General features: G+C 64.0%; 11 protein-coding genes and 2 pseudogenes. 8 read left to right on the forward strand and 5 right to left on the reverse strand.

Features of this window, described 5'->3' with window-relative positions:
* Positions 1-25: 25 nt before the first annotated feature.
* From NR164_RS22155 to NR164_RS22170, 4 genes are all read right to left on the reverse strand, one after another.
* On the reverse strand, positions 26-682 hold the full coding sequence (locus NR164_RS22155; protein WP_046384582.1) for a lysoplasmalogenase: 657 nt from the start codon (positions 680-682) through the stop codon (positions 26-28).
* A 1-nt stretch (position 683) separates the two neighbouring features.
* Positions 684-1,073 (reverse strand): protease inhibitor I42 family protein, encoded by a 390-nt coding sequence (locus NR164_RS22160; RefSeq protein WP_017844552.1) that lies wholly within the window; start codon positions 1,071-1,073, stop codon positions 684-686.
* A 191-nt stretch (positions 1,074-1,264) separates the two neighbouring features.
* Complete coding sequence (lon, locus tag NR164_RS22165) at positions 1,265-3,685, reverse strand: endopeptidase La (RefSeq protein WP_079442920.1); 2,421 nt, start codon at positions 3,683-3,685, stop codon at positions 1,265-1,267.
* A gap of 154 nt (positions 3,686-3,839) precedes the next feature.
* A complete protein-coding gene (locus tag NR164_RS22170) occupies positions 3,840-4,829 on the reverse strand; it encodes a GntR family transcriptional regulator (RefSeq protein ID WP_046384581.1) in 990 nt (329 codons plus the stop codon).
* Positions 4,830-5,179: 350 nt separating this feature from the next.
* Here NR164_RS22170 and NR164_RS22175 point away from each other — a divergent pair, with 350 nt between their 5' ends.
* Together NR164_RS22175 and NR164_RS22180 are read left to right on the forward strand one after the other, a co-directional pair.
* Entirely contained in the window at positions 5,180-6,511 is a 1,332-nt protein-coding gene (locus NR164_RS22175; RefSeq protein ID WP_256823263.1) for an amidase, read from the forward strand.
* A gap of 12 nt (positions 6,512-6,523) precedes the next feature.
* A complete protein-coding gene (locus NR164_RS22180) occupies positions 6,524-7,402 on the forward strand; it encodes a polysaccharide deacetylase (RefSeq protein ID WP_046488589.1) in 879 nt (292 codons plus the stop codon).
* An 11-nt stretch (positions 7,403-7,413) separates the two neighbouring features.
* Here NR164_RS22180 and NR164_RS22185 read toward each other — a convergent pair.
* A pseudogene (locus tag NR164_RS22185) lies at positions 7,414-7,500 on the reverse strand (outer membrane lipoprotein carrier protein LolA); the annotation flags it as partial.
* 62 nt (positions 7,501-7,562) lie between these two features.
* Here NR164_RS22185 and NR164_RS22190 point away from each other — a divergent pair.
* The 6 genes and pseudogenes from NR164_RS22190 to NR164_RS22215 form a co-directional block, all read left to right on the forward strand.
* Positions 7,563-8,903: an MFS transporter gene (locus tag NR164_RS22190; protein WP_017844557.1), complete on the forward strand. Its 1,341-nt coding sequence runs from the start codon at positions 7,563-7,565 to the stop codon at positions 8,901-8,903.
* 10 nt (positions 8,904-8,913) lie between these two features.
* Positions 8,914-9,675, forward strand: a complete 762-nt coding sequence (locus tag NR164_RS22195) for an SDR family NAD(P)-dependent oxidoreductase (protein WP_017844558.1) — start codon at positions 8,914-8,916, stop codon at positions 9,673-9,675.
* A 37-nt stretch (positions 9,676-9,712) separates the two neighbouring features.
* On the forward strand, positions 9,713-10,462 hold the full coding sequence (locus NR164_RS22200; protein ID WP_017844559.1) for an SDR family NAD(P)-dependent oxidoreductase: 750 nt from the start codon (positions 9,713-9,715) through the stop codon (positions 10,460-10,462).
* A gap of 13 nt (positions 10,463-10,475) precedes the next feature.
* On the forward strand, positions 10,476-10,775 hold the full coding sequence (locus tag NR164_RS22205; protein WP_017844560.1) for a hypothetical protein: 300 nt from the start codon (positions 10,476-10,478) through the stop codon (positions 10,773-10,775).
* 112 nt (positions 10,776-10,887) lie between these two features.
* Positions 10,888-11,265: pseudogene (locus NR164_RS22210) on the forward strand (GTP-binding protein); the annotation flags it as partial.
* Between the two features lie 89 nt (positions 11,266-11,354).
* Positions 11,355-11,510, forward strand: a 156-nt coding sequence (locus NR164_RS22215; RefSeq protein WP_306218216.1) for a GTP-binding protein, incomplete at its 3' end; no start/stop codon positions are given.

Genomic DNA, 11,510 nt, shown 5'->3' on the forward strand with positions numbered 1-11,510 from the left:
CGACGAGGGGGGAAAGGCGGGCATTTTAGCCAAGTTGCTCCTTGGATGCGCGGGTTGTCTGATGGAACGCCGAGGCGGTGATGCCCCACTGGCCGAGCCAGTAAGTGGCGATCAGCAGATACGGCGCCGCGTCGAAGCTCAGCACAAAGCGATTGATACCGATCAGCGTGTCGGAAACCACAAACGATACGGCCCCCGCCGCCGCCAGTAGCGCCGAACGCTTGGGCACCGCGCTGCCCAGTCGCGCCAGCGCCCGCCAGAGCATCGCGCTGATCACCAAGGCGTAGACCACCACTGGAATCAGCAAGTCGCCGAGGCCATGGGCGATCAGGATGCTCAGCAGCATCGCGCCGACGCCCAGCGCCAGCACCAACGGCAGCCACGCCAAGCGTCGGCAGTCGCTGAAATAGGCTTTGAGGTACGCCAGGTGCGCGCACAGAAACGCGCCCAGGCCAAAGATAAACAAGTCGCCCGGCCACGCCAGCAGCACATCGCCGACCAGGGAGAAAATCAGCCCCAGGCTGATCCAGCGTCGATAGTCGCTCGGCGGCGCATCATGCAGCCAGCCCAGCAGCGCCAGCACCGGCAACGGTTTGACCAGCAGGCACAGTAACGCCGCGTGGACGGTCAGGCCGTAGATAAAGGTGCCGGCGCCCATCAACGCAAGAATCAGCCATGGCATATCAGTTCACCGTGATGGCGCAGTCGAAGGTCTCGGCCGGTTCGGCTTCCGGTTCCCAGGGTTGCTGGGAAGTCAGGCGCAAACGGCCCTGGCCGGCCGCAAAGGCCTGGAAGCGCCAGGTGGACTGGCCGCCGCCGCCGATCACGCCGGATTCTGTGCTGCTGTAGACCTCGGGCCCCAGGGCGCGCAGCACGCCGCCGGCGGAATCCTGGATGGCCCAGCGGTAGCCGGTGGTGGGGTTGCTTGGCAGGGTCAGGATCAGGTTTTGTCCGTTTTTGAGCTGGAGCGGGCAGGCGCTCTGTTTTTCCACGCTGACGTTTTGCTGCGGGGCACTGGCGCACGCGGCCAGCAGGGCAAGGCTCAAGGGGAGAAGCAGGCGGGCAGCGGTCATGGAGGCTCCGTTGATGTGCGACGAAGGGCGAGCATAACCGAAGATGCGACAGGGTGTGACAAGAGGGCGGCGACGGACGCCATCGCGCGCAAGCCCGCTCCCACATCTTGGCCGCCTTCCAAAGGATGTACTCGGTCAAGTGTGGGAGCGGGCTTGCGCGCGATGACGCCCGCCCAAGCGCTAAAGGACGATCAGAACAGCACCTTGGCCACATCCGCAAAGCGCTTGGCGAAGTGGACGGTCATCCCTTCCTTCAGATACTCCGGCAATTCCTCAAAGCTGCCGCGATTCGGCTCCGGCAAGATCAGCTCGTGAATCTTCTGGCGCCGCGCCGCGATCACCTTCTCACGCACCCCGCCAATCGGCAGGACATGCCCGGTCAGCGTCAGCTCGCCGGTCATGGCCACGCCTTTCTTCGGTGGCTGGTTGCGCGCCAGCGACAACAGCGCACTGGCCATGGTCACGCCAGCGCTGGGGCCGTCCTTCGGCGTGGCGCCTTCGGGGACGTGCAGGTGGACGAAGGCTTCATCGAAGAACTTCGGATCACCGCCAAACGATTTCAGGTTGGAGCTGACGTAGCTGTAGGCGATTTCAGCGGATTCTTTCATCACCTCACCCAACTGCCCGGTGAGCTTGAACCCACGGTTGAGCGTGTGGATGCGGGTCGCCTCGATCGGCAGGGTCGCGCCGCCCATGCTGGTCCAGGCCAGGCCGGTGATCACGCCGACGCCAGACAGCACTTGTTCGTTGCGGAACACCGGGATGCCCAGGGAGCTTTCCAGGTCCTTGGTGCCGATCTTGATCACCGCCTCCGGCTCATCCAGCAGCTTGACCACCGCCTTGCGCACCAGCTTGCCCAGTTGTTTCTCCAACTGGCGCACCCCGGCTTCGCGGGCGTAGCCGTCGATCAATGCGCGCAGGGCGCCGTCGCTGATGGTCAGGCTGTTTTTCGACACGCCGGCTTTTTCCAACTGCTTAGGCCACAGGTGGCGCTTGGCGATGGCGACTTTCTCTTCGGTGATATAGCCCGACAGGCGAATCACTTCCATGCGGTCCAGCAAAGGGCCGGGGATCGAGTCGAGGGTGTTGGCGGTACACACGAACAGCACTTTCGACAGGTCCAGGCGCAGGTCCAGGTAGTGGTCGAGGAATTCGACGTTCTGTTCCGGGTCGAGGGTTTCCAGCAGCGCCGAAGCCGGGTCGCCCTGGAAGCTCTGGCCCATCTTGTCGATCTCGTCGAGCATGATCACCGGGTTCATCACTTCCACATCTTTGAGCGCCTGCACCAGCTTGCCGGGCAGGGCGCCGATGTAGGTGCGGCGATGGCCCTTGATCTCGGCCTCGTCGCGCATGCCGCCGACGCTGAAGCGATAGAACGGCCGCCCGAGGGATTCGGCAATCGATTTACCCACGCTGGTCTTGCCCACGCCCGGCGGGCCGACCAGCAGCACGATGGAACCGGCGACTTCGCCTTTATAAGCGCCCACCGCGAGGAATTCGAGGATACGACTCTTGATGTCGTCCAGCCCGGCATGGTGTTTGTCCAGGACCTTGCGCGCATGTTTCAGGTCGAGCTTGTCTTTGCCGTACACGCCCCACGGCACCGAGGTTGCCCAGTCCAAGTAGTTGCGCGTCACCGCGTATTCCGGCGAACCGGTTTCGAGGATCGACAGTTTGTTCAGTTCTTCATCGATGCGTTTCTGCGCCTGGGCTGGCAGCACTTTGCCTTCCAGGCGCTGTTCGAACTGTTCGACGTCGGCGCTGCGGTCGTCCTTGGTCAGGCCCAGCTCCTGCTGGATGACCTTGAGCTGTTCCTTGAGGAAGAATTCGCGCTGGTGCTCGCCGATCTTGCGGTTCACCTCGGCGGAGAGTTCTTTTTGCAGGCGCGCGACTTCAACTTCCTTGCGCAGCATCGGCAGGACTTTTTCCATGCGTTTGAGCATGGGCACGCAGTCCAGCACTTCCTGCAACTCATTGCCGGTGGCGGAGGTGAGGGCGGCGGCGAAGTCGGTCAGCGGCGACGGGTCGTTGGGGCTGAAGCGGTTGAGGTAGTTCTTCAACTCTTCGCTGTACAGCGGGTTGAGCGGCAGCAGTTCCTTGATCGCATTGATCAGCGCCATGCCGTAGGCCTTGACCTCATCGGTCGGCTCGGTCGGCTGGTGCGGGTATTCGACTTCCACCAGGTACGGTGGGCGATGGTGCTTGAGCCAGGTGCGAATCCGCACGCGGGTCAGGCCCTGGGCGACGAATTGCAGTTTGCCGTTTTCGCGGCTGGCGTGGTGGACCTTGACCAGGGTGCCGTACAGCGGCAGCGCGGAGGTGTCGAAATGCCGCGGGTCTTCGGGCGGCGTGTCCATGAAGAACAGGGCCAGGGAGTGATGGTCGGATTTGCTCACCAACTCCAGGGTTTCGGCCCACGGCTCTTCATTGACGATCACCGGCAATACTTGCGCCGGGAAGAACGGTCGATTGTGAATCGGGATGATGTAGACCTTGTCCGGCAGGTTCTGCCCAGGCAGGGCCAGGCCGGTATTGGACGAGTGAACCTCGGCGTTTTCAGGGTCGGCGTATTCGTTGGCGTCGTAATCGGGGGTATCTTGCTGGTCGCTCATGGGGCACCTGCATCAGGAAGTATGCAAGTTAGATGGGGCGGGCCAGCGGCGGTTTCAATGGCGGGGGCTAGATAGCAACATATTGCATGAAATTACTGCAGAGACCCGGTCAAGGTGGGAGGGGGCTTGCTCCCACAAGGTTAACCGCATGCCGTCAGCTGATTTTGTGCAGGTAGGCGGGCAGGGGCTGTTCCGGCAACACCGACAACACCTTCAACCGCTGCAACATCCGCTGCCGCGCCCGTTGCAGGTGCTCGCGCAGGTTCAACGCCGCCGCATCGAACGCGCCGTGCAGCAACAATTCAAGGATCAAGCGGTGTTCGGCGAGCATCGCCGGGTCGGCGCCGATCCCCAGCAAGCGATAGAAAATCCGACTGATGATCATCGGGCTCTGGCCCTGGCGGATCAGCGCGGCGATCTTGCGGTTCTGCAGGCCGGCCAGGCAGCGTTGGTGCAAGTCTTCTTCGATCTGCTCGATGGCTTCGAGGCTGCACTGCGGGCTGTCCTGGGCGTCGAGCACGCGTTGCAACATGGCTTCGAGCAGCGCGCGGTCAAGGTTCGGCGCGCTCTGGCGCAGTGCTTCGGGCTCCAGGCAGGCGCGCAGTTCGTAGTCTTCGGTGACTTCCCGCGCCGTCAACGGCCCGGCCAGCCATTGGGAGTAGGGCTCTTTTTCCACCAGGCCACGGTCGCGCAGACGCATCAGCGCTTCACGCACCACTGCGCGGCTGACGCCATAGTGGTCGGCGGCGGCTTGCTCATCCAGGCGATAATGGCCAAAGGCTATGCAGGTGGACAGCGCCGCGCCGATTTCCTCGACGATCCGCTCGCCCAACGGCCGTGTATCCACCAACTCGTCCTCGTCGTTCAGGCCCAGGTGCGCAGCGCTCAGCGGCAGGCGCAGCGGTTCCATGGCCACGCCCTCGGGGTTGATCAGGTAACCGCGCCCGTTGAAACGGCAGATCAACCCTTCGGCATGCAGCAGGTCCAGCGCCTTGCGCACCGGCACGCGGCTGGTGCCGAACAATTCGGCCAGCGGTGCTTCGAGCAGGACCAAGCCGTGGCGGGCGGTGCCGTTGACGATCGCGTCACGCAAAAGCTGGTGAATCATCGCGTAACGGGAGGCCGAGGCGGACACTGCTTTCATCGTGTTCTCTGAGGTAAAGAGGTCTGGTGTATGTAGGACGAAGCCGGGGATTCTCTCATAGATGCGCCTGTCACTCCGCGCCACGTCGGTGGCACTTTTTTGGGGCCTTGAATCTAGGGCTGTTACTTTTCTGCACTAAAATGTACTTATTCATAAAAGATACATTATTGGCTTGGGCGTGCGTTGCAGAGTCCGCGCCAGGTTTTTTTGCTTCCTACAAAACCATCTAGCCCGGCGCTCTGGTCGATAAATCGCAACCGCGGGAAAAGTCATCGACACAGACTGGCACGAAAGCTGCCTTTATTAAATGTACATTTTATTAATATGTACGTTTTATGAGGGTCAACCTGATGTCAAACGCCACTTCAATGGCCGAGGATTTCGCCAGCGGTCGCAGCGACCCGGTGCAAGCCCTCGAACAGGCGCTCGACCACGCGAGCCGCGCGGCCGCGGTGTTTATCACCCTGACCGCCGACCGCGCCCGCCGCGAAGCCGAAGCCGCCGCCGCCCGGTGGCGCGCCGGCCAGCCCTTGAGTGTGTTCGACGGCGTGCCCCTGGCCTGGAAAGACCTGTTCGACGTGGCCGGCAGCATCACCACCGCCGGCGCCGCCTACCGCCGCGACGCGCCCGCCGCCTTGCTCGATGCGCCGAGCGTGGGCCTGTTGTGCCGCGCCGGGATGGTCAGCGTGGGCAAGACCAACCTCAGCGAGCTGGCCTATTCCGGCCTTGGCCTGAACCCGCATTTCGGCACGCCGCACAACCCCCATGGGCGTGACCAGCCGCGGATTCCCGGCGGTTCGTCGTCCGGTTCGGCGGTGGCCGTCGCCGCTGGCATCGTGCCCATCGCCATGGGCACCGACACCGCTGGTTCGATCCGCATCCCCGCTGCCTTCAACGGCCTGGTCGGTTACCGCAGCAGCAGTCGGCGCTACAGCCGCGACGGTGTGTTCCCGCTGGCCCGCACCCTCGACAGCCTCGGCCCGCTGACCCGCAGCGTGCGTGATGTGCTGGCCATCGACGACCTGCTCAACGGCCGCCGGCAAACCCACCGCGCCCGCAGCCTCAAGGGCCTGCGCCTGGTGCTTGAGCAACGCCTGCTGGATGACGTGCAACCGGCGGTGCGCAACAACCTGCTGCGCGCCGTCGAGCAACTCAACGCCGCCGGCGCGCTGATCGACGTGCGCCCGTGCGCCACCTTCCAGGCCACCCTGGAACTGATCCAGCAGCAAGGCTGGCTCGGCGCGTTCGAAGCCTTCGCCCTGCACGAAGCGCTGCTCGACAGCCCCGACGCCGCTCGGCTCGACCCGCGTGTCCGGCGCCGCCTCGAAGCGGCGCGGTCGCTGCCGGCCAGCCGCCTGCTCCAACTGATCGACGCGCGTCGCCGCCTGCAACAGCAACTGGTCGACGAACTCGACGGCGCCCTGTTGATCACCCCGACCGTCGCCCATGTCGCCCCGGCGCTGGCAGCGCTGGAAGTCGACGACGAACGCTTTGCAAGCACCAACCTCGCCACCCTGCGCCTGACCATGCCCGGCAGTTTGCTCGACATGCCCGGCGTCACCTTGCCCAGCGGCTGCGACGCGCTGGGCTTGCCCACCGGGCTGCTGCTCAGCGCCCCGACGGGGGAAGACGCACGCCTGTTGCGGGCGGCGCTGTCCGTCGAATCCCAACTGACTATCTAAGGAGACACCCCCATGGCTAAAGACATCCTCTGTGCATTCGGCGTCGACGTTGACGCCGTCGCCGGCTGGCTCGGTTCCTACGGCGGCGAAGACTCGCCCGACGACATTTCCCGCGGCCTGTTCGCCGGTGAAATCGGCACGCCGCGCCTGCTCAAACTGTTCGAGCGCTACGGCCTGCGCACCACCTGGTTCATCCCCGGCCACTCGATGGAAACTTTTCCCGCGCAGATGAAGGCGGTGGCCGACGCCGGTCACGAAATCGGCGTACACGGCTACAGCCACGAAAACCCGATCGCGATGACCGCCGAGCAGGAAGAAATTGTGCTCGACAAGTCCATCGAACTGATCACCCAAGTGACGGGCAAACGTCCGACTGGCTACGTCGCACCGTGGTGGGAATTCAGCAAGGTCACCAACGAGCTGCTGCTGAAAAAAGGCATCAAGTACGACCACAGCCTGATGCACAACGACTTCCACCCCTACTACGTGCGCAAGGGCGACAGCTGGACCAAGATCGACTACAGCCAGCACCCCGACACCTGGATGAAACCCCTGGTACGCGGCGAAGAAACCGACCTGGTGGAGATCCCGGCCAACTGGTACCTCGACGACCTGCCGCCGATGATGTTCATCAAAAAGGCGCCCAACAGCCACGGCTTCGTCAACCCGCGTCACCTCGAAGAAATGTGGCGCGACCAGTTCGACTGGGTCTACCGCGAACACGAACACGCGGTGTTCACCATGACCATCCACCCCGACGTGTCCGGCCGCCCGCAAGTGCTGCTGATGCTCGAACGCTTGATCGAACACATTCAGAGCCATGCCGGCGTGCGCTTCGTCACCTTCGACGAAATCGCCGATGACTTTATCCGTCGGCAACCGCGTACCTGATCCCCAGCCCTTGTAGGAGCGAGCTTGCTCGCGAAAAACCTGAGAACGCCGCGTGCATCCAGGATGCCCGCGTCATCGTTGATGATTTTCGCGAGCAAGCTCGCTCCTACAAGATGGGTTCAAACCGCGTAGCTGATCCCCCACCTTTGAGGCGCGATTCATGTCCATCTACAACAAGCTTGACCTGACTGGCTGGAAACCCCGGCAACTGACGTCCCAGGAAGTGCGCTTCGCCACCTGGATCGCGTTTTTCGCCTGGGTGTTTGCGGTGTACGACTTCATCCTGTTCGGCACGTTGCTGCCGGAGATCGGCCGGCACTTCGGCTGGGGCGAGGTGGAGCAAGCTGAAATCGCGACCTGGGTGGCGGTGGGCACGGCGGTGGTGGCGTTTGCCATTGGCCCCGTTGTCGACAAGTTGGGGCGACGCAAAGGGATCATCTTCACCGTGGCCGGTTCCGCAGTGTGCTCGGCGCTGACCGCGATCGGTGGGGCGTGGGGCAAGTCGCCGCTGATTCTGATCCGTTCGTTGGGCGGTCTGGGCTATGCCGAGGAAACCGTCAACGCCACGTATTTGAGCGAGCTGTATGGCGCCTCGGAAGACCCCCGACTGACCAAGCGTCGCGGGTTTATCTACAGCCTGGTGCAGGGCGGCTGGCCGGTCGGTGCATTGATTGCCGCCGGTTTGACCGCGCTGTTGCTGCCGATCATCGGCTGGCAGGGGTGCTTCATTTTTGCTGCGATCCCGGCCATCGTGATTGCGATCATGGCGCGCAAGCTCAAGGAGAGCCCGCAGTTCCAGATCCACCAGCGCATCAGCGAGCTGCGTAAAAGCGGCGCGGTGAGTGAAGCGCAAAACGTTGCCGTGACCTATGGCGTGGACTACGACGAGCACAGCAAAGCCGGCCTCAAAGCCGCCTTCCGAGGCCCGGCCCGCCGCGCCACCCTGGTGATCGGCGCCGCGCTGTTGCTCAACTGGGCGGCGATCCAGGTGTTCAGCGTGCTCGGCACGTCGGTGATCGTCAGCGTTCACCACATCTCGTTCGAGAACTCGCTGATCATCCTCGTGCTGTCGAACCTGGTGGGTTACTGCGGTTACCTCAGCCACGGCTGGATGGGCGACAAGATCGGCCGCCGCAATGTCATCGGCCTGGGCTGGATGCTCGGCGGGCTGTCGTTCGCCGGGATGCTGTTCGGCCCGAGCAACATGGCGATGGTGGTCGGGCTGTACAGCCTGGGCCTGTTCTTCCTGATCGGGCCGTATTCGGCGGCGTTGTTTTTTATCAGCGAAAGTTTCCCCACCAGCATCCGCGCCACCGGCGGCGCGATCATCCATGCCATGGGCCCGATCGGTGCGGTGGTCGCGGGGTTCGGCGCGACGCAAGTGTTGTCCGCCGGCAGCGACTGGCAGACCGCCGCCCTGTGGTTCGGCGCCGTGCCGTGCTTTTTGTCCGGCGTGCTGATGTTCGCCGCACGCCATGTGCGCCCGGAAACCGTGCAGTAAGGAGTGTTCGATGAACCGTAAAGTTGCCTTGATTACCGGTGCCGCCAGCGGCATCGGCCAAGCCCTCGCCGTGGCCTATGCGCGTTGCGGCGTGGCCGTGGTGGGCGGGTATTACCCGGCCGATCCCCATGACCCGCGCACCACCGTGTCCTTGGTGGAGCAAGCGGGCGGCGAGTGCCTGATGCTGCCGCTGGACGTCGGCGACAGCGCCTCGGTGGACGCCTTGGCGGCCCAGGCCGTGCAGCATTTTGGCCGCCTCGATTACGCGGTGGCCAATGCCGGTCTGCTGCGTCGGGCGCCGCTGCTGGAAATGACCGATCAGGTGTGGGACGAAATGCTCAATGTCGACCTGACCGGGGTGATGCGTACCTTCCGCGCAGCGACCCGGCATATGCCCGCAGGCGGTGCGCTGGTGGCGATTTCGTCGATTGCCGGCGGCGTATATGGCTGGCAGGAACACAGCCATTACGCGGCGGCCAAGGCCGGTGTGCCGGGGTTGTGCCGCTCGCTGGCGGTGGAACTGGCGCCGTTGGGGATTCGCTGCAATGCGGTGATCCCGGGCTTGATCGAGACGCCGCAATCGCTGGATGCGCAGAACTCCCTCGGGCCGCAAGGCCTGGCCAAGGCGGCGCGGGCGATTCCGCTGGGCCGGGTGGGCAGGGCGGATGAAGTGGCGTCGCTGGTGCAGTTTTTGACCAGTGACGCGTCGAGCTATTTGACCGGGCAAAGCATCGTCATCGACGGTGGCCTGACCGTGCGCTGGCCCGACTGACCCCACCTGGGTACTGTGTTTTTTCAGGAGTTTGTGTATGCCTCAACTGACTAACCGCCGCGCCGTGATCACCGGCGCCGGCAGCGGCATCGGTGCCGCCATCGCCCGTGCCTATGCCGCCGAAGGCGCGCGCCTGCTGCTGGCCGACCGCAATGCCGTCAGCCTCGCCGAAACCGCCGTCACCTGCCGCAACCTCGGCGCGCAAGTGTTCGAGTGCCTGGCCGATGTCGGCACCGTCGAAGGCGCCCAGGCCAGTGTCGACCGTTGCGTCGAACATTTCGGCGGCATCGATATCCTGGTCAACAACGCCGGCATGCTCACCCAGGCGCGCTGCGTCGACCTTACGATCGAAATGTGGAACGACATGCTGCGCGTCGACCTCACCAGCGTCTTCGTCGCCAGCCAGCGCGCCTTGCCGCACATGCTGGCGCAGGGCTGGGGACGGATCATCAACGTCGCCTCGCAACTGGGGATCAAGGGCGGCGCCGAGCTGACCCACTACGCCGCGGCCAAGGCTGGGGTGATTGGCTTTACCAAATCCCTGGCGCTGGAAGTCGCCAAGGACAACGTGCTGGTCAACGCCATCGCGCCGGGGCCCATCGAAACGCCGCTGGTGGGCGGCATCAGCGACACTTGGAAGCGCGCCAAGGCCGCCGAACTGCCCCTGGGCCGCTTCGGCCTGGCCGACGAAGTGGCGCCGACCGCCGTGCTGCTGGCCAGCGAGCCGGGCGGCAACCTGTTCGTCGGCCAGACCCTGGGCCCGAACTCCGGCGATGTCATGCCATGAGCGGGGTATAGCCATGTGCGGACTCTGCGGGCTGCTCGGCGAAGACCTGCACTGGAGCGACCCCCTGGGCGACGAGTTGCCCCGGCGCCGCGAACGCCTGCGCCGGATCGCCGCGATCAACCAGGTGCTGGCGGTGTTCCGGCTCAAGGTCGAAGACTTCCAGGGCGCGTCGTACCTGCTGCTCGGCGCGACCGGCAAGCAGGCGTTGGCCAGTGGCCTGGATCAACTCTGGCAAGCGGCCGAAACCATGCTCGGGCGCCAGCTGGATCCCCTCGACCCGCAACTACTCGATCACTTGGAATGCCCCTTGTAGGAGCGAGCTTGCTCGCGAAAAGCCCGAGAGCGCCGCGTGCATCCAGGATGCCCGCGTCATCGTTGACGATTTTCGCGAGCAAGCTCGCTCCTACAAGGGGCGGAGGTAACATATGAGTATTGCCCTCAACGTCATCACCGGCTTCCTCGGCAGTGGCAAGACCAGCTTGCTCACGCGCCTGCTGCAGGGCGAAAGCCTTGGCGACACGGCGCTGCTGATCAATGAGTTCGGCGACGTCGGCATCGACCACCTGCTGGTGGAAGAGGTGGCCTTCAAGCGGGTGATCCCGGAAACCACCGGCCTGGCCGACCCGGCGCCGATCCTCGCGACCCTCAACAACGACGTGCAACTGCGCGGGCGTGTTCATATCGGCCTGGATCAACTCTGGCAAGCGGCCGAAACCATGCTCGGGCGCCAGCTGGACCCCCTCGACCGCAACTACTCGATCACTTGGAATGCCCCTGTAGGAGCGAGCTTGCTCGCGAAAAGCCCGAGAACGCCGCGTGCATCCAGGATGCCCGCGTTATCGTTGATGATTTTCGCGAGCAAGCTCGCTCCTACAAGAGGCGGAGGTAACATATGAGTATTGCCCTCAACGTCATCACCGGCTTCCTCGGCAGTGGCAAGACCAGCTTGCTCACGCGCCTGCTGCAGGGCGAAAGCCTCGGCGACACGGCGCTGCTGATCAATGAGTTCGGCGACGTCGGCATCGACCACCTGCTGGTGGAAGAGGTC

The sequence above is a fragment of the Pseudomonas sp. Pse79 genome (assembly GCF_024519615.1).
GTDB lineage: Bacteria > Pseudomonadota > Gammaproteobacteria > Pseudomonadales > Pseudomonadaceae > Aquipseudomonas > Aquipseudomonas veronii.